The organism is Arthrobacter gengyunqii (genome assembly GCF_023022985.1).
In the GTDB taxonomy this organism is placed as follows: domain Bacteria; phylum Actinomycetota; class Actinomycetes; order Actinomycetales; family Micrococcaceae; genus Arthrobacter_B; species Arthrobacter_B gengyunqii.
In genome coordinates this window covers 3,132,178-3,152,899 of the sequence record NZ_CP095461.1, presented here as the reverse complement: position 1 = coordinate 3,152,899, position 20,722 = coordinate 3,132,178, and the positions used below count along the sequence as shown (strand labels likewise).

Annotated in this window: 18 protein-coding genes and 1 pseudogene; 16 read left to right on the top strand and 3 right to left on the bottom strand. The window is 64.4% G+C overall.

Features of this window, described 5'->3' with window-relative positions; genetic code table 11:
- The first annotated feature begins 50 nt into the window (after positions 1 to 50).
- Positions 51 to 944, top strand: coding sequence for an LLM class flavin-dependent oxidoreductase (locus MUG94_RS14500; protein WP_227906814.1), 894 nt, complete (start codon positions 51 to 53; stop codon positions 942 to 944).
- A gap of 206 nt (positions 945 to 1,150) precedes the next feature.
- Positions 1,151 to 3,238 carry a PhoX family protein gene (locus tag MUG94_RS14495; protein ID WP_227906977.1) on the top strand — a complete coding sequence of 696 codons (2,088 nt, stop codon included), beginning with the start codon at positions 1,151 to 1,153 and terminating at the stop codon, positions 3,236 to 3,238.
- 32 nt (positions 3,239 to 3,270) lie between these two features.
- On the opposite strand, the gene MUG94_RS14490 is transcribed toward MUG94_RS14495, so the two are convergent.
- Both MUG94_RS14490 and MUG94_RS14485 read right to left on the bottom strand, forming a co-directional pair.
- Entirely contained in the window at positions 3,271 to 3,840 is a 570-nt protein-coding gene (locus MUG94_RS14490) for a hypothetical protein (RefSeq protein WP_227906812.1), read from the bottom strand.
- Between the two features lie 116 nt (positions 3,841 to 3,956).
- Positions 3,957 to 4,214 carry a metal-sensitive transcriptional regulator gene (locus MUG94_RS14485; RefSeq protein ID WP_104053005.1) on the bottom strand — a complete coding sequence of 86 codons (258 nt, stop codon included), beginning with the start codon at positions 4,212 to 4,214 and terminating at the stop codon, positions 3,957 to 3,959.
- 119 nt (positions 4,215 to 4,333) lie between these two features.
- Here MUG94_RS14485 and MUG94_RS14480 point away from each other — a divergent pair, with 119 nt between their 5' ends.
- The 9 genes and pseudogenes from MUG94_RS14480 (at position 4,334) to MUG94_RS14440 (ending at position 11,530) form a co-directional block, all read left to right on the top strand.
- Entirely contained in the window at positions 4,334 to 4,978 is a 645-nt protein-coding gene (locus MUG94_RS14480; protein WP_227906810.1) for a rhodanese-like domain-containing protein, read from the top strand.
- Positions 4,975 to 5,879, top strand: a pseudogene (locus MUG94_RS14475) (sulfite exporter TauE/SafE family protein); the annotation flags it as partial. The gene MUG94_RS14480 and the pseudogene MUG94_RS14475, both read left to right, overlap by 4 nt.
- A gap of 55 nt (positions 5,880 to 5,934) precedes the next feature.
- Positions 5,935 to 7,317, top strand: coding sequence for a rhodanese-like domain-containing protein (locus MUG94_RS14470; RefSeq protein ID WP_227906807.1), 1,383 nt, complete (start codon positions 5,935 to 5,937; stop codon positions 7,315 to 7,317).
- A 309-nt stretch (positions 7,318 to 7,626) separates the two neighbouring features.
- The gene (locus tag MUG94_RS14465) at positions 7,627 to 8,097 is read left to right on the top strand and encodes a hypothetical protein (protein WP_227906805.1); all 471 of its coding nucleotides are present in this window, start codon (positions 7,627 to 7,629) and stop codon (positions 8,095 to 8,097) included.
- The gene (locus MUG94_RS14460) at positions 8,094 to 9,098 is read left to right on the top strand and encodes a hypothetical protein (RefSeq protein WP_227906803.1); all 1,005 of its coding nucleotides are present in this window, start codon (positions 8,094 to 8,096) and stop codon (positions 9,096 to 9,098) included. The genes MUG94_RS14465 and MUG94_RS14460 overlap by 4 nt, the downstream gene beginning before the upstream one ends.
- On the top strand, positions 9,071 to 10,252 hold the full coding sequence (locus tag MUG94_RS14455; protein ID WP_247098819.1) for an alpha/beta hydrolase: 1,182 nt from the start codon (positions 9,071 to 9,073) through the stop codon (positions 10,250 to 10,252). The genes MUG94_RS14460 and MUG94_RS14455 overlap by 28 nt, the downstream gene beginning before the upstream one ends.
- 2 nt (positions 10,253 to 10,254) lie before the next feature.
- The gene (locus MUG94_RS14450; RefSeq protein WP_227906800.1) at positions 10,255 to 10,686 is read left to right on the top strand and encodes a hypothetical protein; all 432 of its coding nucleotides are present in this window, start codon (positions 10,255 to 10,257) and stop codon (positions 10,684 to 10,686) included.
- A gap of 194 nt (positions 10,687 to 10,880) precedes the next feature.
- Positions 10,881 to 11,336, top strand: a complete 456-nt coding sequence (locus MUG94_RS14445; protein WP_227906798.1) for a hypothetical protein — start codon at positions 10,881 to 10,883, stop codon at positions 11,334 to 11,336.
- A complete protein-coding gene (locus tag MUG94_RS14440) occupies positions 11,336 to 11,530 on the top strand; it encodes a helix-turn-helix transcriptional regulator (RefSeq protein WP_227890409.1) in 195 nt (64 codons plus the stop codon). Before MUG94_RS14445 ends, MUG94_RS14440 begins: the two co-directional genes overlap by 1 nt.
- Before the next feature lie 7 nt (positions 11,531 to 11,537).
- Here the strand turns inward: MUG94_RS14440 and MUG94_RS14435 are convergent, their stop codons facing one another.
- The gene (locus MUG94_RS14435; protein WP_227906796.1) at positions 11,538 to 12,944 is read right to left on the bottom strand and encodes an amino acid permease; all 1,407 of its coding nucleotides are present in this window, start codon (positions 12,942 to 12,944) and stop codon (positions 11,538 to 11,540) included.
- A gap of 322 nt (positions 12,945 to 13,266) precedes the next feature.
- On the opposite strand from MUG94_RS14435, the gene hisC reads away from it, so the two are divergent.
- The 5 genes from hisC to MUG94_RS14410 all read left to right on the top strand — a co-directional run bounded on the left by hisC (position 13,267) and on the right by MUG94_RS14410 (position 20,666).
- Positions 13,267 to 14,352, top strand: a complete 1,086-nt coding sequence (hisC, locus tag MUG94_RS14430) for a histidinol-phosphate transaminase (protein ID WP_227906793.1) — start codon at positions 13,267 to 13,269, stop codon at positions 14,350 to 14,352.
- Between the two features lie 15 nt (positions 14,353 to 14,367).
- A complete protein-coding gene (locus tag MUG94_RS14425; protein ID WP_227906791.1) occupies positions 14,368 to 16,020 on the top strand; it encodes a thiamine pyrophosphate-binding protein in 1,653 nt (550 codons plus the stop codon).
- Between the two features lie 263 nt (positions 16,021 to 16,283).
- A complete protein-coding gene (locus tag MUG94_RS14420) occupies positions 16,284 to 18,050 on the top strand; it encodes a BCCT family transporter (RefSeq protein ID WP_279324708.1) in 1,767 nt (588 codons plus the stop codon).
- Between the two features lie 84 nt (positions 18,051 to 18,134).
- Positions 18,135 to 18,710, top strand: a complete 576-nt coding sequence (locus MUG94_RS14415) for a GNAT family N-acetyltransferase (RefSeq protein ID WP_227906787.1) — start codon at positions 18,135 to 18,137, stop codon at positions 18,708 to 18,710.
- A gap of 240 nt (positions 18,711 to 18,950) precedes the next feature.
- Positions 18,951 to 20,666, top strand: a complete 1,716-nt coding sequence (locus MUG94_RS14410; RefSeq protein ID WP_227906785.1) for a thiamine pyrophosphate-dependent enzyme — start codon at positions 18,951 to 18,953, stop codon at positions 20,664 to 20,666.
- Positions 20,667 to 20,722 lie beyond the last annotated feature (56 nt).

The window sequence follows — 20,722 nt, the reverse complement described above, 5'->3', positions numbered from 1 at the left end:
TGCCCTCAGGCTGGGACCGATGCCCTAGGCTGAACGACTTGGAGCGCCTCATGCCCGACTACGGCCGAAACCTGCTCTTCGGAGCGTTCCTCACACCTGCGGCCTCACCGCCGCAGCAGGCGGTGGAGCTGACCGTCACGGCGGAACGGGCCGGGCTGGACCTGGCCACCTTCCAGGACCATCCCTATCAGCCCCGGTTCCTGGATACCTGGACACTGCTGTCCTACGCAGCTGCCAGAACTGAGCAGATCACCCTCGCCACCAATGTTCTGAACCTGCCGCTGCGCCAGCCGGTGATTGTGGCGCGCAGTGCGGCCAGCCTGGACCTGCTCAGCGGCGGACGGTTCGAACTCGGACTGGGTGCCGGGGCCTTCTGGGAGGCCATAGAGGCTGTCGGCGGCCAGCGGCTCGAACCTGGCCAGGCAGTCACGGGATTGGCTGAAGCCATCCGGATCATCCGCGGCGTCTGGTCCGCCACCGACCGGACGCCGCTGCGGGTGGACGGAGAGGTGCACCAGGTCCACGGCGCCAAGCGCGGTCCCGCACCGGCGCACGACGTCGGTATCTGGCTGGGTGCCTACAAGCCGCGCATGCTCCGGCTCACCGGGGAAACGGCTGATGGCTTGGTGCCCACGCTCAGCTACCTCCGCGGCGGCCCGGCCGATTTGGCGGCCATGAACACCCGGATTGACGACGCCGCCGTCGCCGCCGGGCGTGATCCGGCGGCGGTGCGCCGGCTGCTGAACATTGCCGGCTCGTTCGAATCCACCGGCGGCGGGCTGCTGCGGGGTCCAGCCTCGCAGTGGGCACGGGACCTGGCGGACCTGGCGCTGGAATACGGGATCTCCGGCTTCCTCCTTGCCAGCGACAGTCCGGAGGATCTGTTGCGGTTCGGGCAGGACGTGGCCCCTGAGGTGCGGGCGCTGGTTGCCGCCGCGCGGTAGGGCACCTGCTGGAGTTGTTAACCCGGCGTTCAACCGGCCGCCTCCTGCGCGTCGCTTTTCACTGCCAGCGTGGGCAGCGACACATCCGCCGGAGAAAGGCCCGACCCTTGACCGATCTGTCCAATACTGTGCCGTCCGCTTCTGAGTCCGCCCTGAACGCCGAGTCAAGTCTCGCCGGCGCCGCCCCGAAGAGGCGGCTGTTGCCCATGCTTGGGCACACCCGAGGCAAGCGCAGTGCTGTCACCTGCGCTCTGAAGTGCGACAACGCCTGCAGCAAAGCAGTCTGCAACACTTCCACCAACAGCTATTTCCGGGACATCGTGTCGGCCGAGTTTTCACGGCGCACAGCTTTGGGGGTCGGAGCAGCCGGCGCGCTGGGGGCCGCAGTGCTGGCCCTCGGCGGCGCCGCTCCGGCGACAGCGGCACCGGCCGGGCCGGGCGGCGGACGAGGTCCGGGGAAGTCCCTGGGTTTCGCACCCATCGCACCCGTGGACGCGGCGGTGGACTGCTTTGACGTCCCGGAGGGGTATGACTGGGAACCGCTGCTGCGCTGGGGCGATCCGCTGTTCACCGATTCCCCCGAGTTCAATTTCGGAGCCCAGAACGCGGCCGCGCAGGCCCGCCAGTTCGGGTACAACAACGACTATTTGGAGATCCTGCGCCAGCCCAACGGCAAGAAGGGGTTGCTCGTGTGCAACCACGAGTATGTCAACCCGGAGATCATGTTTCCGGCTGCCCCGGCCTCCGCCGCCGAGGAAGCCGAGCGGCGCGCCATCTTCCGCAACGCCGTCGGCATGTCAGTGGTGGAACTGGAACGCGGCTCCCGGGGCACACCCTGGCAGTATGTCCGCGGCGCCCGGCTCAACCGCCGCATCACCTTGGACACCGTCTTTGAACTCACGGGACCGGCAGCCGGAACGGAGTTGCTCAAAACGGCAACCGATCCGGAGGGGCGGTTTGTGTTCGGGACGCTAGGCAACTGTGCCGGCGGCAGCACTCCGTGGGGAACGGTGCTCTCCGGCGAGGAGAACTTCAACGGGTTCTTCCGCACCGGCGGCACCAGCGCCGAGGACAAGCGGTATGGCCTGGGCAGCGACGCGACGGCCATGGGCTGGGAGCAGGAGGACCCGCGCTTTGATGCGCGTACCCCGGAAACCCGCAACGAACCTAACCGGTTCGGCTACATCGTGGAGCTGGACCCGGAGGATCCGGATTCCGTGCCACGCAAGCACACCAGCCTGGGCCGGTTCAAACACGAGGGCGCAAACGTCATCATTGCCCGCAACGGCAAGGCCGTGGCGTACTCGGGCGATGACGAGCGCTTCGACTACCTCTATAAGTTTGTCTCGAAGAACAAGTACCGGAAGAACGACAAGCGGCACAACATGACGCTGCTCGGCGAAGGCGACCTGTACGTGGCGCGGTTCGCGGGCAATTCGCCCGAGTCGGAAATCGACGGTACCGGAGCTGTTCCCGCTGACGGCGGATTCGACGGCCGGGGCACCTGGCTTCCGCTGGTGGTGCGCGGCAAATCGGCCATCCCCGGCATGAGCGTGGCGGAGGTGCTGGTCTATACCCGCCTCGCTGCGGACAAGGCCGGGGCGACCAAGATGGACCGCTGCGAGGACGTGGAGCCGAGCCTGGCCACGGGGCGGGTCTACGTGGCCTGCACCAACAACTCCAACCGCGGCGTCGGCGCCAACGCAGCTGCCGATGAAGTGAATCCGCGGCGGGAAAACCGTGACGGGCACATTGTGGAAATCATCGAGGACCGCGACGACGCCACGGCCACCAGCTTCCGCTGGAACCTGTTGATGCTTTGCGGGGACCCGGCGCAGGGGGATGCCACCTACTTCAGCGGTTATCCGCAGGAGTTGGTCAGCCCCATTTCCTGCCCGGACAACCTGGCCTTTGATTCCACCGGCAACCTCTGGATTTCCACCGACGGCGCTCCGTCCGGAATCGGCTACAACGACGGACTGTTCAAAGTGGCGCTTGCCGGACGCGACCGCGGCAAGGTGGAGCAGTTCCTTTCCGTGCCCCGTGACGGAGAGACCTGCGGGCCGGTGATCCATGACGAGGAATCCATGGTGTTCGTTGCCGTGCAGCATCCGGGGGAGGACGGCAGCTACGGCGCGCACACGTCCTTCTTTCCGGACTACGTTCCCGATGGCGCCGTGCCGGCTGCCGGGGAAGTCCGGGCGCCCCGGCCAGCCGTGGTGCAGGTGTACCGCGAGGAAGCCAACCCCGGACGGCCCGGGCACAAGGGACGCGGCAAAAGGGGCCGACTCTAAGTAGGAGCGTAGGGCAGCCCCAGTCAGGTTCGTCAGGGGCCGATGTACTCGCCGGTGAAGCCGTCGACAGTTCCCAGTTGAATCCCGTCGCACTGGGAAATACCGCCGGACGTTACCGGCTCGTAGTTGAGGCAGAATGCTACGTAGTAAGGCGTCCCCTGTTGCCAAGCCGCATAGGCCTGATCATACGTAAAGGTGAACCTGGTGGGGCTGTCACGCCAGGAAATCTCTTCATAGTCCTGCGGCCAGAGCGGCTCCGGATTTTTGTAGAAGTAGCACATCTGGGTATCCCCGGACGTGAAAAAGGTATCCCGGGCGCAGTATTCGGACATGGTGATTTCACCGTTATTGGCCGCATGCATGGCCTCTTCCGGCGTCATCTCCAGTGCTGACCTGTTGGAGCGCTGCTGTGTCGGCGGGGGTGAAGCAATGGTTGGAGCCGGTGACGTTGTTTCCGGCCGCATTGACTCAGTGCCTGCGGAGGCCGACACAGTAATCGTGACGGGTGCTTCAGCCGCCTGGTCCGGGTCGTTTGTACACGCGGAGAGGGCAAGGGAGGCAACGGCCGCTGCGGCAGCCGCCAGTTTGATGGAGAGTTTCATGCCGATTCCTTTGACGGAGCTGTTGCTCCCTTAAAGGCTCGTTACATGCTGCCTCCGGAACAAGGCCTTCCCGAAATTGCCCCGCCGCCGGCCGGGCTTCTTCGCCCGGACCCGTGTCACGCCAGGGACAGGAAGAGCTGTTCCAGTTCTTTCTTGTCCATGGCGTTGTCTTCCTGGGTCAGGCACTGCTGCAGCCCGGTGGCAATGATGAGGAAACCTGCCCGGTCCAACGCCTTGGAGACGGCGGCCAGCTGCGTGACAACGTCCTTGCAGTCCCGGCCTTCCTCCAGCATGCGGGTGACAGCGCTCAGCTGGCCCTGCGCACGCTTGAGCCGGTTGATGACCGGGGTGAGCTCTGTTGCATCAAGTTCCATGGAGTGTCTCCGAAGCTAGGGAAGATCCCAGCCTATACCCCGGCGGGTGTTTTGACTACCCCCGGGGGTATAAGTAATACTCGGTGGGGTATTCATCTTCCCCGTCCTGAGAGGACCCCATGGCTTCCGCAACACCCTCGACTTCCGGCTCTGCAACTCCCGCATCGGCCGTCACCGTACTCGATGCGCAGACGCTGCAGGCTTGGCAGCGTGAGCGCCCGGACCTGATCGTCCTGGACGTCCGCTCCGCAGCTGAATTCGAGTCCCTGCACATTGCCGGTTCCGTCAATGTGCCCCTTCCGCTGCTCAAGGACCATGCCGATTCCGTGGCAACACGCCTCGGCGGCAGCGTCGTTCTGGTCTGCCAGTCGGGTGTCCGTGCCGAGCAGGCGCGCCAGCGGCTGGGCGCAGCGGGCATAGATGCAGCCACCGTCCTCACCGGAGGTGTACCGGGCTACGCGGCGGCCGGCGGCAACGTTGTCCGCGGCAAGGAACGCTGGGATCTGGAGCGCCAGGTGCGCCTGGCAGCCGGGTCCCTCGTGCTGGCCGGCCTGACCGGCGGCCGCTTCGCCTCGCCCAAGATCCGGACCCTGGCCGGCGTCATTGGGGCCGGCCTGACCTTCTCCGCGGCAACCAACACCTGCGCCATGGGCCAGGCGCTTTCCGTCATGCCGTGGAACAAAGCCGCCGTTGAACCGACACCTGAAGACGTCCTCGCCAGCCTGCCGCTGAGTGCAACCGGGGATGCCGCGGCGGCATCATGACCCCGACACTGATCCTCGTTCTGGCGCTGTCCATTCTCATCGGGCTTTCCCTCGGTGTCCTCGGCGGCGGCGGCTCCATCCTGACCGTCCCGATCCTGGTGTACGTGGCCGGGTTCGACGCCAAGGACGCCATTGCGGCATCGCTGTTCGTCGTGGGTGTCACCTCAGCGGTCAGCGCGATCAGCCATGCCCGCAGCGGCCGGGTAATGTGGCGCACCGGCCTCATCTTCGGTGCCGCCGGCATGCTTGGCGCCTTTGCCGGCGGCTTGCTGGGCGGCTTCATTCCCGGCGAGATTCTGCTGGTTGCCTTCGCTTTGATGATGGTCGCCACCTCGGCCGCCATGATCCGCGGCCGTAAGAACAAACAGGCGGCAGGCACTGACAGCGGCGGTGCTCCGCGCCGGATGCCGCTCGGAAAAATCCTGGTCGAGGGCCTCGTTGTGGGCCTGGTCACCGGACTGGTGGGTGCCGGCGGAGGATTCCTTGTAGTTCCCGCCCTGGCTCTGCTTGGCGGACTGCCGATGTCCATTGCCGTGGGCACCTCCCTGGTGGTCATCAGTATGAAGTCCTTCGCCGGACTCGCCGGCTACCTCACCACGGTCCAGCTGGATTGGAGCCTGGTCCTGGCCGTCACGGCCGCTGCGATTGTCGGCAGCCTGATCGGTGCCAAGCTCACCGGCCGGATCCCCGAGACCGCGCTCCGCAAGGGCTTTGGCTGGTTTGTCCTGGTCATGGGCGCCTTCGTGCTCATACAGCAGGCACCGGCGGATCTCCAGCTGATTCTCGCCGGGGGCGTTGCGGCACTTGCGCTGGCTGCGGTGGCCGTCTGCTGGCTGTTCATCCCTTCCTGCCCGCTGCGTAAAACCAACCGGCACCGGGGCGACGCGTCCCGGCACCTGCCGGCCTAGCTCCACAGACAACAAACCTTCCACTTCACAACAGAAGGAGCAGAACCCATGCTTATCGAACGCATCTATGACGAAGACCTGTCCCAGGCCAGCTACCTGATCGGCTGCCAGGCCAAGGGCGAGGCGATCGTCGTCGACGCCCGCCGCGACATTGCCGGTTACCTGGCTCTCGCCGCCGCCAACGGCATGAAGATCGTGGCCGTGACCGAAACCCACATCCACGCCGACTTCCTCTCCGGCACCCGGGAACTGGCCGCCGCCACCGGCGCCGCCATCTACGTTTCCGGCGAAGGCGGACCCGACTGGCAGTACGACTTCGACGGCGAACGGCTGCATGATCTGGACACCGTCAAGCTCGGCAACATCACGGTCCAGGCCCTGCACACCCCCGGCCACACCCCGGAGCACCTGTCCTTCCTGATCACTGACGGCGCGTTCAGTGATCAGCCCGGTTACCTGCTCTCCGGTGACTTCATCTTCTCCGGTGACCTCGGCCGTCCGGACCTGCTGGACGAAGCCGCCGGCGGCGTCGACACCCGTTTTGCAGGTGCCAAGCAGCTGTTCGCCAGCCTGCGGGACAAGTTCCTGACCCTGCCCGACTACGTCCAGGTGCACCCGGGTCACGGCGCCGGCAGCGCCTGCGGCAAGGCCCTGGGTGCCATCCCGTCCTCCACTGTCGGCTACGAACGCCGTTATGCATGGTGGGGTCCGTACCTGGAGAACAACGACGAGCAGGGCTTCATTGACGAGCTGCTGGACGGACAGCCCGACGCCCACGCCTACTTCGGCCGCATGAAGCGCCAAAACCGGCAGGGCCCGGCCGTCATGGGCGAGCGGGCGCCGCTGCAGGAACTGGCCACCGACGACGTCGTCAGTGATCTCGCCGCCGACCGTGCGATTTTCGTGGACACCCGCTCCAACGCCCGTGTCCATGAGGGCACTGTTGCCGGATCCCTCAACATTCCCGCCGGCAAGTCCGTTGCCAGCTTCGGTGCCTGGGTGGTGGATCCGGAAAAGGATCAGAGCCCGCTGGTGCTGCTGGCCGACGGCCAGGAGCAGGCGCAGGAAATGTGGGACCACCTGGTCCGCGTGGGCATCGACAACGTTGCCGGTTACGTCACCAGCATCGACGGGCTGCCGGAATTCACTCCGTCGCTGGTCCAGCCGTCGGAACTTCCGGAATTCGACGCCGCCATGGTGCTGGACGTCCGCAACCGCACCGAGCACTCCGCCGGGCACATTCCCGGTTCGCACCAGCTCAGCGGCGGGCGGGTGTTGTGGCACCTGGAGGAACTTCCGGATAACGGCACCATCGTGACCTACTGCCAGAGCGGTGTGCGCAACTCCGTGGCAGCCAGCGGCCTGCGCCGCGCAGGGTACGACGTCGTCGAACTGGACGGCAGCTACGCCGCCTGGGTGGCGCAGCAGTAACCAGCGTCAAAGCACGAATTGCGGCGCCGGCAGACACTGCAGAATGAATGAGCCCGGGAAGATGAATGAGCCTGGGAAGCGGTCGGGAAGCCGGCCGCTTCCCGGGCTTTTTTGCATCTTGCTGCTGAAACGATCCGAGATAAAAAGGTGCCGGCCCGTTCCGGGCATGCTGCGAAAACCCGCGGAGTCCCCCAACTCCGCAAGACAGTTTTCACGATGGGCGGCACGGGCCGGCGCTCCTACGATACATGATTGGAACATGTTCCGACCTAGACTTTAGCGTGAGGCCCCAAAAAATTGAGGAACCCCATGGAGAAAGACGTTCGGCAAACGGCAAGAAGTGCGTTCGACCGCCTTCAGCTGCCTGTTCAGGTAACGCTGGAATCCCTTACCCGGCACGTCGAGAAGATTCGACGGCGTCCCATCATGATTGTCCAAAGTGAAAAGCTCACCGGCACGAATATTTGCGGGCTGTGGATTCCACGGGAAAAAGTGGACGTTGTTTACCACTCCGCCGCTCAGGGGACGCTGCATCGCCAGCAGTTGATTCTTCACGAGCTGTCACACATGATCCTCCGCCATGACGAACGTGTTGAGGCATCGTGGCAGGGGGTCAAGGTCTTCCGCGAACTCTCGGGCGAGGTGGTGGCCAAGGCCTTGGCGCGCGGAGACTTCCGGTCTGACCTGGAAGCCGCTGCTGAGCATCTCGCTGACCTTATGGCAGCGGCAATCCGAGAATCCAGCCGTGAAATTTACCGGTATGAGGCGTACTTCGAATGAACAACGTGATTGTTGCCGTCTTCATGTGGCTGCTTGTGCTTACGCTGGCGCTCCGCGCCCGCACCCGTCCGGACAACACGCTGCTGAAAGCCTCCATTGTCATAGCCGCGTCTTTAACCGCGGACATTGATGGCCTCTATCTGTGGGCCGCCGAGAGACTGCCATGGCCCAACGGGCTTGACCTGTCCGCCAATGTCTTACTCATTTTTGGTGTGTATTACCTGTCCCGGGCAATCGCCCACGCCGCGGGGGCCGCTGGCCTGGCAGACGGTGCCAAAGCACTTTGGTTGCGACGTACAGCCGTCATCACGGTTGTCATTATGGCGGTGAGCTTTGCATTCATTGATGACCCCGAACCCTCCGCGTCTTTCATGCAGGATTACGGCCATCAGCCGGCGGCAACCGTCTACTCGGGAATTCAATACCTTTATATTCTGGCGGTAATGGCCGGGACACTGGCCACCTGCCTTCGAAACGTGCCGCTCATGAGACGCAGGCGCTTTCGCGTGGGGTTCCGGATTATTGCACTGGGATGCGTTGCGGGCATCGTCCTGTGCGGCTCGGTGATCGTCATGGACATGGCCAACGTGACGGGAAACGAGCAGCTGAGGCGCGCCGTCGCGAATGTCTACGATGTGGCCAACCCACTGACGGTTCTGCTGCTGTCCTCAGGGCTGGCCGTGGCACCGATTGGCCGGTTCCTCAGCGACTTTGGCGTCCGTCGCCAGATCCGCGTCCTCGAGCCGCGGCTCAGGGCGGTATGGCTGTCCACCGTCGCTCAGACGCCCGCTGTCAGCTTGGTGGGAACCACCGCCCAGTCCGTTGCCGATACGCATGGAAAAAGCACGCGGAACGCCGAGGATACGATTCACCGCCTGGTGATTGAGATCCATGACTGGATGGACCTCGCCGAGAACCGGGGCCGGCAGATATCGCCGGCGGACAGAGACGTGGTGAGCCAGGCCGAGGCGCTGTGCCTGAAGCAGGGGCGCTCTCTGTGACGGCGTGGCCAAACGTCGGTGTGCTGGCAGCAGGCGCGGTGCTCGCCTGCCTTCCGGGCCTGGCAGGTTCCTTGATCCGGGCAAAAGTCACGGATGCCGGTCCCGCCATGAGACTGGAGCCGATCCGGGGGCAGGAACGGGCCGGCAATGAGGAGTATCTGGATTTCGATCGAAACGGATTTGCCGCCCATCCCGGGCGCCTCAGCATGCGTGCTGCATCGGGCGGCGGGTTAGTGGTGCTGGGGCCGCCCGCCGTCGGAGTCCTTGCACGGCGGGCGGTGGAGCGCGGTGATGCTGCCCAACTCCTTCGTGACGGCACGGGCCGCCTCAGCGGTCATTTGGGGGAGACGCCGGCGGACTTCGGATTCGCCGCGGAGGATGTCACGACTCGGGGGCTTCCCGCCTGGGTGGTTCCGTCGTCGTCGGCAAGCAGCGGTGTATGGGTTATCCATGTCCATGGGTTGGGCAGTTCGCGAAGCCAGTGCCTGCGCGGAGTGGAAGCTTTCGCCGCCCTCGGCTATACCTCGCTGCTGCCTACGTACCGCACATCCCTGGACCTCAGTCCAACGCCGGTCCGCAGCCACCTGGGACTCACCGAGTGGAAAGACATCGAGGCGGCAAGGCGCTACGCACTGGATCACGGGGCCCGGAGGATCCTGTTCGTGGGTTGGTCGTTGGGCGCTTCCATCGTGCTCCGCACCATCGAGCGGTGCCCGGCGCCGAGCACCGCGGGCGCGCTCCTGGTGTCGCCGGCGCTGGACTGGCCGGCGATAATTTCGGCGCAGCTGCGGCGTGCGGGCTGTCCCGGGTTCCTGGCCCGGTGGCTGCCGCACACCGTCAACCTCATTCGCCCCCGGGGTGAACCCATCATCAGGTGGCGCGAAATGCCCGCGACATACATGGGTAAACATCCAAGCATCCCGACTATGATTTTTCACGGTACTGAGGATCGCTCCGTACCCGTCCAGCTTTCCCGGGCATTCGTTTCCCGGCAAAGCCAGCCTGTGGGATTCGTTGAGTTCGACGGCGCCCATCACACGCTGGAGTGGAACTCTGCTCCGCAACTGTGGAATGGATCCGTCCAGGCCTGGTGCCGCAGCCTCGGCCTGGAGGCATATGTTGACCCGACCTACCCAGTTTCGGAGGCAAAATAACCGTGGCCGCTGAAAGCGCTGCCCAGCGCAACCTGAGGGAATCCCAAATCCTCGCCCGGAAAATCGATCTGCTGCTGGATGTCGTCCAGACGTCCGAGGGCAAACCCTTCGAATTCCATGACATCCAGTCAGCCCTTGCCGAGAAAGGGATCAAGCTCTCACGCACCCGCTGGCATCACATGAAATCAGGGGATGCCACGGTCCGCCAGCCCGCGGAGGTGATCACGGGCCTCGCCGAGTTTTTCCAGATCAATCCTTCATACCTGCTGGAGGCCGACGGCGAAGTTCCAGAGCGGATCCAGAGCGAGTTGGAGCTGCTGGCGGCGATGCGGCGGGCGAAGGTTCGCGAATTCGCCACCCGCACCCTGTCTGAGGTGGACAGCCAAACACTGGACGCTATCGCTGCACTGCTGGACGACTCAACGAAATACTGAGGCTGCTCACGCGGCCTTCAGGCAACAGCACTCTGCCCATAACTGCGTTGCGAACAATCGCGGCGTCGCATGGAGGCCCCGCGATCATCTGACCGGTGCTGGACGCGGTGTGTAGTCAAGCACCCTTTACGTAAAGTGAGCTTGTCAGTACAGTCTCCTTTACGTGTAGCTTCCACCGGCAGAGAGACCGTGACATGAAGGTGAAAAAGACCCGCTGGGGACGAGCACGCTTTGGCGGCGGCGCAGTTGCCTTATGGGGTGCTGCGCTGGGAATCGGCCTGGTCTTCTCCGCGGGCTTGGGCGGGCTCTTCAGTTGGTTGGGCGGGGGCGGGAATCCTCTGCTGGAGTTCACCGTGATGGCATTTTGTACTTTGCCGGTTACCTCAGCGTTCGGGTGGGGCATGCTTGTTGACTTCTCCACCCTGGCCGGCGCCCCCGACAAACCTGAGGATTCCGTTGAATCCGCATGGTATGACAAGGCGGCAAGCGGAGCTTTTGGAGACATTCTCCTCGTCGGAGGGCTCGGTTCCGTTGCGTTCACTTTCACGCGACTTGAGGCCGACCCCAGCCTGGCCCTTGCCTGCGTGGTCGGATTTGCCATGCTCGATTTCGCAGCACGCTATCTGTGGCTAAAGAAAGCTGCTGTCTGATGGAGAATGCGCTGCCTCAGCGCCGCCAGGAGATTGGCTGGTCGCAGGAGCGGCTGGCTGATGAGCTCGGAGTATCCCGCCAGACCATCATCTCCATCGAAAAGGGTCGGTATGACCCTTCGCTGCCGCTTGCTTTCAGGCTCGCAGAGGTCTTCCACTGCCGCATCGAAGATTTGTTCACGCCCGACGCATAAGCGCCGGTTAGCTGTCAGCGGCGGCACTTCGCCGGGTGCGGGAGGTATGCGCCAGTTTGCACGCGACGGCGATGCACGCCACGAGCGCAACGGTGGAAAGCAACTGTGTCCGTGCAGCCGGATCGAAGCAGGCCAGCACAAGAATGGCCGCGAGAAGGACGATGCCGGCGACCGTCAGGTAGGGGAAGCCTCGCATTCGCAGGTTGAGGGACTGGCCGGTACGGTCTGCCCTGCGGCGAAGTACGAACTGGGACAGCAGGACCGAAGCCCAAACCAAGAGCACCGTGGACCCAACGACGTTCAGCAGAGCAGGAAGCACCCGGTCCGGGAAGAAGAGCTCCAGCACAGTGGAGACAACCCCCACGGCCACCGAGATGAGCACTGCAACGAAAGGTGCTTTGGCTTTGTTGAGTCGCAGCAACCCCTTGGGTGCGTCACGGCGTTCAGCCAGCGAATAGACCATGCGGGAGGCCCCGTACAGATTGGCGTTGAGCGCCGACAGCAGCGCCACGGCTGCCACCAGGATGATCGCGGTCTCGGCACCAGGGATTTGGGCGGAGGCCAGGACGGCGGCGAAGGGGGAATCCAGTGCTTCCGAATCCCAGGGGATGACGGTGACGATCACTGCCAATGAGCCGATGTAGAACACAAGAATCCGCCAGACAACGGTTTTGATCGCCTTGCCCACGCTGCGGATGGGATCGGCGGTTTCGGCTGCGGCAACGCTCACGATTTCCGTGCCGCCGAATGCGAAGATCACTACCAGAAGGGCCGAGGCGATGCCTGCCAGCCCGGTCGGTGCGAAACCATCGCTCCCGAAGAGATTGGTCAATCCCGGCGAGGATACGTTGGGCAGCCAGCCGAAGATGAGGGCGGCACCGATCACGAGGAACGCCACAATGGCGGCGACCTTGAGGATCGCGAACCAGAATTCAAATTCTCCATAGTTCTTCACCCCGGTCACATTGATCAGTGAGAACACTGCAATGAAGAACAAAGCCATGAGCCAGACCGGCAGGTCCGGGAAAACGGACCCCAAAAGGCCTGCGGCGCCTATGGCTTCAGCAGCAATCACCACAACGAGCTGGAACCACCACAGCCAGCCGACAGCCGATCCGGCCGTCTTTCCAAAGGCTTTTTCGGTGTAGACGGAGAAAGCACCCGAACTGGGATTGGCTGCGGCAAGCTCTCCCAGAGCCTGCATCACGATGATGACCAGCGCGCCGGCCACGAGGTAGGAAATCAGGACGGCTGGCCCGGCCGCCTGGACACCTACCCCCGAGCCGAGGAACAACCCGGCACCAATCGCACTGCCGAGCCCCATCATGGTCAGCTGGCGGGAGTTCATTGACCGTCCCAGACCTGGCCGGTTCTCGGGTGGTGCCGGGCTGGTTGTCAGATCAACACTGGTCATGCAGGGGCCTCACAAGCGTCAGGATGCGGAGGTGCTCCGCTTCGTAAAGAATCGGGGGCTGGCCGGCGGCACACTCGTCAGTGAGTGAGGTCCGAAGGCGGCAACCTCGCAGTGACGCTAATCACAAAATGCGTCAGGAGCAAATTCATGGGGAAATACTGTGCAATTTGTATAGCCAGAACCCCGCAGAACCGGGTCTAAGGTGGCACTCTGTGAGGTGTCTGCTGTGCAGCTTGTTTTGAGTGACCTACCTTACATAACCTCATTGGGCAGCGCACAGCCGCTGCCCTTTATCCTTCAGTTCCGGCTCATCAGGAGAACCATGAACATCCCGCACCGTGCCGGACTCGACAAATTCCCGCCCTACCGCCAGGGAAAGACACCCGCGGACGTTGGCGGCCTGGAGGCCTTCAAGCTCTCCTCGAACGAAAATCCGTATCCGCCCCTGCCGTCCGTGGTGGAGGCAGTGATCGGCGCCGTTGCCGGCATCAATCTTTATCCGGAGATGGCAGCGGAGGAGCTTCGCGGTGCCATCGCGTCGCGCTGGGCGGTTTCAACGGAGAACATTGCGCTCGGTGCCGGGTCGGTGGAGGTTGCCAGTCAGATCATCCTCGCCGTGACCAACCCGAATGATCAGGTGATGTTCGCCTGGCGTTCCTTCGAGGCCTACCCGCTTCTGGCCACCACGGCAGGGGCGGAACCGCAGCCCATTCCGCTGGCCGAGGACGGCGGCCATGACCTGGCGGCCATGGCCGCCGCTGTTACCCCGAAAACCCGGGTGATCTTTCTCTGCAATCCGAACAATCCCACGGGCACGGTCCTCAGCGCCGCAGCGGTGGACAGCTTCATTTCATCCGTCCCCGCGGACGTCCTTGTTGTACTGGATGAGGCCTATGTCCACTTCAACCGCGACGCCGACACCGCCGTCGGGATCGAAATGTTCCGCAAGTATCCCAACGTTGCCGTCCTGCACACCTTCTCCAAGGCCTACGGGCTGGCCGGGCTGCGGCTGGGCTATGCCATCGCCGCACCGGATCTGGTCACCAATCTCCAAAAGGTGGCTGTTCCGTTCGGAGTCACTTCGCTGGCACAGCAGGCGGGACTGGCATCCCTGCAGGCCGAAGACGAACTCCAGGAGCGGATCGACGTCCTCGTGACGGAGCGCCGGCGCGTGTACGACGCACTGTTGGCGGCCGGGCTGCCCGTTCTTCCGTCGGAGGCCAACTTCCTCTGGCTGGACAGCCGGGACCGGACGGCCGCCCTTGCCGCGCTCTTTGAAGAGAACGCCCTTTCCGTCCGCGTCTTTCCGAACGAGGGCATCCGCATCACCGTAGGCGCACCTGCTGCCAATGACAGAATTCTGGACGTCGCCCGGCAGTCAGCCGGCCTGCTGGCATCCCGGCACTGATCTCAAGGAACCGACATGACAGAACAACTGAACGTATCCGACGTCGTCGCTGAAGTGTGCGCGCGTCACACTGAGGTCGTGTTTGGCCTGATGGGAAACGGCAACGCCTTTTTCACCTCCAATCTCACGGCCCGCGGCCTGCCGTACATCAGCGCCCGGCACGAGGCCGGAACCGTTGCCATGGCTGACGCGTATTACCGTGCCTCGGGCAAGATTGCCGTGGCGACCGTGACCTACGGGGCCGGTTTTACCAACTCCCTGACCGCCCTCACCGAGGCCGCCAAGGCACGGATCCCCATGGTGCTTGTTGTGGGGGAAGCTCCGACCACCGGAGCCCGGCCGTGGGACATCGACCAGTTGATGGTTGCCCAGGGCTTGGGAGTATTCACTCTCACCGTCGCCGCCGGCAACGCCGAGCGCCTCACCGAAGAGGCCTGGTCAACCGCCAGGAATGACCGGCGTCCCGTGATCGTCTCCATTCCCTATGACCTGGCCAGCGAAGCAGCCGGGCCGCAGGAGCAGCCGGCATCTCTGCAGCCTGCCGCACGGATGCAGCCAGAGCCTGACGCCGTGGAACGCGCAGCGGCCCTGATAAACCGGGCCAAGCGGCCCCTGATCCTGGCCGGCAACGGTGCCGTGGTCTCCGGTGCCGGGACTGCGCTGGTGGAATTGGGGGACAGGATCGGCGCCATGTTCGCGACCTCCCTCATGGCAAGGAACTATCTCGATACGCCTTGGGACCTGGGCATCGCAGGCGGTTTTGCGCTTCCGGCACCGCTGCAGCTCATGCGCTCCGCGGACCTCGTCCTCGTGGCGGGCGCCAGCCTCAACGCTTTCCAGGCCCGTTACGGATCCCTCTTTGCGGAAGACGCCGAGGTCATTCAGATTGATGAACTCGATGCGCCTACAAACCCGCGGGTTTCCTGCTTCGTTCAGGCAGACGCCAGGGAAACCGCCGTGGCACTGGCAGCAGCGGTTTCCGGCGTGCAGGAGGGCTGGCGGACGCAGCATCCGGAAGTGACCGCGGCGTCGTTCTCCTCTGTCGCTGCCGCGGATGAATTCGCAGCCGACGGGCGGCTGAATCCCCGTGCCGTCGCGCAGGAGCTCGACGCCGTCCTGCCTGCTAACCGCACCATTGTCCAGGACGGCGGGCACTTCTGCGGCTGGATTCCGATGTACTGCCAAGCGCCGGACCCGCAGGGCCTCATGATGGTGGGCACTGCGTTTCAGTCCATCGGTCTGGGTATTCCGGCGGCGGTGGGTGCGGCGGTGGCCCGTCCGGACCGGACCACGGTGCTGATTGCCGGAGACGGCGGAGCCTTGATGGCTCTGGCGGATCTGGAGTCGGCCGTGCGCGCCATTCCGAGCGGGGTCATGGTGGTGTTCAACGATGCTGCGTACGGGGCCGAGGTCCACCAGTACGCAGCGCGAGGCCTTGATGATACGGCCATGCAGATACCGGAGGTCGACTTCAGTGCGCTGGGGCACGCGATGGGTGCGCATGGCGTGAAAATGCGTTCACTGAGCGATCTCCAGGTTCTCAAGGAATGGCTGGCCGACGGTGCCGAGGGTCTGTTTGTACTCGATGTTGCTGTCACTCAGAGCGAGGTGGCCGATTACATGCAGGAGAGCATGGCGCCCATCCTTGCTGCGGCGTCTGTCGGGTAGGGAGCACGGCAGCCGAAGCCTCCTTCACGGTGCTGCTTGCATCGTTGCCCAATCGTTATGGATGCAAGTAGTGGCGCACTAGTGCGCTAAAGTCGTTCGTTATGAATTCTGACCCTTCACGTTTAGACGGAGCCGCAAGCCGCACTGACAGGCCACCGGCATCCGGTCCGCAGGGGAAACCCGGCGGGCGGTCTGTTGAACGGGTAAAGAAGGCACTGCGCCACGCGGCTTTGGAACCAATCTTCGGCATTCATCCCGGACTTGTGCCGGGCATCAGCGTTGAGGATACCGGGGTCAGCTATCCGACCCGGCGCAGTGTGTTCATTTTTGCCATGGCCATCTCTCTCGCCGTTCTGGCGTGGGCGATTTTTGCCCCCAGCAACCTCAGTTCCGTAGGCACAGGCATGCAGGGCTGGGTGGTTGTGCATTTCGGCTGGCTGTTTAACGCCACCATGGTTGCCGCCGCGATCTTCATGCTGGTGGTCGGCTTCGGACCGACCGGCAAGATTAGGCTGGGGGCCGACGACAGCACGCCGGAGTACTCCACGGCGTCCTGGATCTCCATGCTGTTCGCAGCTGGTCTGGGTATCGCGCTGATCTTCTACGGACCGATGGAACCGCTCAGCCATTTCCTCTCCCCGCCGCCCTCGACTGATGCCGAGGCAGGCACCTCCGCCGCCATCCTGCCGGCCATGACGACCACCTTCCTGCACCAGGCCAGTCTCGCCTGGTGCATCTACGCCCTGGTGGGCGGCGCCCTGGCCTACGCCTCGTTCCGGCGCGGCCGGCTGCCGCTGATTTCGTCCCTGTTTGAACCGGTCTTCCCCGACGGCAACAACCGCGTGCTGGGAAAGATCATCGACGTTTCCGCCGTGCTGGTGACACTGTTCGGCACCGCGACCTCGCTGGGCATCGGCGCGCTCCAGATCCGCACCGGAGTCTCGATCATCACGGGCCAGGAGCTGGGCAACGGCTTCGTTGTCGTCGCCATCAGCATCCTGACGGTTGTCTTCACCATCTCCGCGGTCGCCGGGATCAAGAAGGGCATCCGGCTGCTCTCCAACCTCAACATGACCCTGGTCATTCTGCTGACGCTCTTTGTCCTGCTGACCGGGCCGACGTTCTTCCTGCTCGATCTGCTGCCGACATCGCTCATCGCGTTTGTCGGAAACCTGCCGGACATGCTGACCGTCTTCGCCGGCCAGGGCGCCGAGCAGGAGGAGTTCCTGACCGGCTGGACCACCCTGTACTGGGCCTGGTGGATCTCCTGGTCGCCGTTCGTGGGAATGTTCATCGCCAAAATTTCCAAGGGCCGCACCCTGCGCCAGTTCGTCACCGTCGTCGTCTTCGTTCCCTTGTCCATCTCCATCTGCTGGTACACGGTCTTCGGCGGCACCGCCATCTGGATGAACCGGAACGGGGTGGACCTGTCCGTGAATGGCTCCGGAGAGAACGTCATGTTCGATCTGCTGGCCAACCTGCCGTTCAGCTCCGTGACGCCCATCGTGTGCATGCTTGCGATTCTGGTCTTCTTCGTCACCGCCGCGGACTCGGCCGCCAACGTCATGGGTTCGATGTCCCAGTCGGGCCGGCCCGTGCCTTCGAAATCGGTGACCATCATCTGGTCGGCGGCACTCGGGCTGATCGCCATGTTCCTGCTGCTGGCCGGGGGACAGAACGCCCTTTCGGGGCTCCAGGCCATCATGGTGACCTGCGCCCTCCCGTTTACCATCATCCTTGTCGGCGTGATGGTCTCCTGGGCCAAGGACCTGCGCAACGACCCACTGATGATCCGCCGCCGGTATGCGCTGGAAGCCATTAGGGGCGGCGTCCGCCGAGGCATCGACGAACACGGCGACGACTTTGTCTTCGGCACCGCGCACGTGCCGGAGGCCGAAGGCGCCGGCGCCGATTTTGGGAGCGACAACCCCGCGCTGACCGAGTGGTACACGGACAACGTGCAGGATCCGGACGTCGTGGAGGGGCCGGAGGAGCAGCCGGACAAGGTAAAGGCCGGCGCCGTCGACTAGCACTCTTGCCTGACTGAAAGCGGAAGCGGGAACCCTCTGGTTCCCGCTTCCGCTCTTTAAGCAGCCGCGGCTAGTATGCCGTCCGTGAAACCTGCTGATCTCCTATGGCCCGCCAGCACCGCCCGCCTTGCCATCCGTCCCGCCGTTGTCGAAGACCTGCCGCGCATCTTCGAGTACTACCGCAAGCCGGAGGTGTCGGAATGGCTGGCATCGCATCCCGCGGACCTGGACGCCTTCATCGAACGGGCCCGGCAGCCTGAGCTGTTGGCGTGCATCTATGTTGTGGAACGTGGCGACATCCACATCGGCGACCTCTACATGGGCATCCGGGACGCGTGGGCACAGAAGGAAGTTCAGGCGCAGGCACACGCCACCCAGGCCGAGATCGGATACGTCATTGCGCCCGACTACGCGGGCCAGGGGTATGCAAATGAAGCCGTGGCCGAGCTGCTGCGCATCTGCTTTGAGGACCTCGGCCTGCGCCGTGTGACGGCGGAATGCCTGGCGGAAAATGTGGCATCGTGGCGGGTGATGGAAAAGGCCGGTATGCGGCGGGAAACAGTGACCCGCCAGGCCTCCCTGCACCGCTCGGGCCGCTGGCTCGACGGGTATGGCTATGCAGTGCTGGCAGACGAATGGTGCGGATCCCGCGTTTCCTGAGGAGATGCCTCAGGAAACGAGGCCGTGCCGGTTTGGTGCCAAGGGTCGCGGAAGCACCTGCTGGTTGGGTGGCCAAGACGACTCGATTTCCGGCGGCGTCACATTTCGCCGGTCTGCCGGCCGCTGTCGGTACTATGATCCCACCCCGGAGCGCAGCAGGTGGCGTGACAAGGGGATTTAGGCCAGCCGTTGACAGCATGACGGCACAGACCGATGTATCCGAGCAACGAAAGCGAATTGATGACAACGACGTCAGGGCTGCCTCAGGCATCCTCCATTTCCCGCGTGCCAGCTCCCTCCACGGCGGGAGCAACCGATGCCCCGGCAACAAAGTCGGCGGGCCACGTGATTGTCGATTCGCTGGCCGCGCATGGGGTGAAGCGGACCTATGTGGTGCCCGGCGAGAGCTTCTTGGACGTGCTGGACGGCCTGGCCGAATCGTCGATTGAAACCATCGTGTGCCGGCACGAGGGCGGGGCCGCCTACATGGCGGAGGCCGCCGGCAAGATGCAGCAACTGCCGGGGATCGCCATGGTCACCCGCGGACCGGGCGCCGCCAATGCGCACGTTGGCCTGCACACGGCCTGGCAGGACTCCACCCCCATGGTGCTCTTTGTTGGGCTGATTCCGTTTGAGCACCGGGACCGTGAGGCGTTTCAGGAATTCGACATCAAGGCCTGGTTCGATACGGGAGCCAAGCGCGTGATGGTGCTGGACCACGCCGAGCGGGCGTCCGAAATCGTGGCCGAAGCGATCTTCGCCGCGATGAGCGGCCGCCCGGGCCCCGTCGTCGTCGGCCTGCCCGAGGACATTATCCGGCAGGAGATCAGCGCCGTCCTGCATCCGCCGATTCCCGTCGCCCCCGGCGGCATGACCGTGACGGACTGGAAGGCGCTGAAGGCGGCGCTGAAGGAAGCGGACAAGCCGCTGTTTGTGACCGGCGGCAATGACTGGACGCAGGAAGGGGCGGATGCCCTGACCCGGTGGCTGGAGGAACACCACCTGCCTGCCGCCGCGGAGTGGCGCTGCGAGGGCACGGTGCCCTTCGATTCGCCCTCCTATGTCGGGCCGATCGGCTACGGCCGGCCGAAGCCCACCTACGACCTGCTCGAAGAGACCGACCTGCTGATCTTCGTGGGCACCGTGCCCGGCGACGTGCTCACCGACGGTTTTGTGGTCCGGCAGGACTGGGCGAAGAAGAACTTCCTGGTCTCCATCGACCCCTCGCTGCGCGGCCGCTCCGGCCCGGTCTCCTACCAGATCGTGGCCAAGCCGGACGTCTTTGTCCGCGACCTGGTGCTGATGGACCTGCCGGTGAAGGACGAGTGGAAGGCCTGGACCTCCCGCATGCGCGGTGAACAGGAAGCGTTCGCCGCCCTGCCGCCGGCCGCCCCCGGCGCGGGGCAGGCGCGGATGGACACGCTGATGGCGCATCTGGTGCCAACATTGCCCGACGACGCCGTGGTCACCCTGGGTGCCGGCGAGCACACCAACTGGGCCCACCGGTACTTCCCGACGAAGCGGTACGCCTCCATGCTCAGTGCCCGCAACGGGTCGATGGGTTACTCCGTGCCGTCGGCGGTCGCTGCGTCCCTGACCCATCCGGGCCGGCGCGTGGTGACGATTGCCGGCGACGGCGAGTTCCTGATGAACGGCCAGGAGCTGGCCACCGCCGCGCAGTACGGGGCCACCCCGCTGGTGATCGTGATGGACAACCAGGAGTACGGCACCATCCGCACCCACCAGGAGCGGCACTATCCGGACCGGGTCTCCGGCACCCAGCTGAAGAACCCCGAGTTCGCGCTAATGGCGCAGGCCTTTGGCGGCTTCGGCGTCAGGGTGGAGCGCGACGCCGATGTTCCCGGCGCTGTCGAGGCGGCGCTCCGGGCCATTGATGAGGACAAGACCTTTGCGCTCATCCACCTGGTGGTGGAACAGCGGGTCCGGGCCTACTGAGGAACGGGTTCGGGGGAGCGGACACCCCACCCGCACCCGGCAACCCTAGGATGGGT

Excerpts from the sequence above, each read along its gene's own strand:
- MUG94_RS14495 (WP_227906977.1), top strand. The coding sequence starts at position 1,151 with ATGCTTGGGCACACCCGAGGCAAGCGCAGTGCTGTCACCTGCGCTCTG.
- MUG94_RS14465 (WP_227906805.1), top strand. The coding sequence starts at position 7,627 with ATGGAGAAAGACGTTCGGCAAACGGCAAGAAGTGCGTTCGACCGCCTT.
- MUG94_RS14425 (WP_227906791.1), top strand. The coding sequence starts at position 14,368 with ATGACAGAACAACTGAACGTATCCGACGTCGTCGCTGAAGTGTGCGCG.
- MUG94_RS14470 (WP_227906807.1), top strand. The coding sequence starts at position 5,935 with ATGCTTATCGAACGCATCTATGACGAAGACCTGTCCCAGGCCAGCTAC.
- MUG94_RS14500 (WP_227906814.1), top strand. The coding sequence starts at position 51 with ATGCCCGACTACGGCCGAAACCTGCTCTTCGGAGCGTTCCTCACACCT.
- MUG94_RS14490 (WP_227906812.1), bottom strand. The coding sequence starts at position 3,840 with ATGAAACTCTCCATCAAACTGGCGGCTGCCGCAGCGGCCGTTGCCTCC.
- MUG94_RS14485 (WP_104053005.1), bottom strand. The coding sequence starts at position 4,214 with ATGGAACTTGATGCAACAGAGCTCACCCCGGTCATCAACCGGCTCAAG.
- MUG94_RS14410 (WP_227906785.1), top strand. The coding sequence starts at position 18,951 with ATGACAACGACGTCAGGGCTGCCTCAGGCATCCTCCATTTCCCGCGTG.
- hisC (WP_227906793.1), top strand. The coding sequence starts at position 13,267 with ATGAACATCCCGCACCGTGCCGGACTCGACAAATTCCCGCCCTACCGC.
- MUG94_RS14435 (WP_227906796.1), bottom strand. The coding sequence starts at position 12,944 with ATGACCAGTGTTGATCTGACAACCAGCCCGGCACCACCCGAGAACCGG.
- MUG94_RS14460 (WP_227906803.1), top strand. The coding sequence starts at position 8,094 with ATGAACAACGTGATTGTTGCCGTCTTCATGTGGCTGCTTGTGCTTACG.
- MUG94_RS14445 (WP_227906798.1), top strand. The coding sequence starts at position 10,881 with ATGAAGGTGAAAAAGACCCGCTGGGGACGAGCACGCTTTGGCGGCGGC.
- MUG94_RS14440 (WP_227890409.1), top strand. The coding sequence starts at position 11,336 with ATGGAGAATGCGCTGCCTCAGCGCCGCCAGGAGATTGGCTGGTCGCAG.
- MUG94_RS14480 (WP_227906810.1), top strand. The coding sequence starts at position 4,334 with ATGGCTTCCGCAACACCCTCGACTTCCGGCTCTGCAACTCCCGCATCG.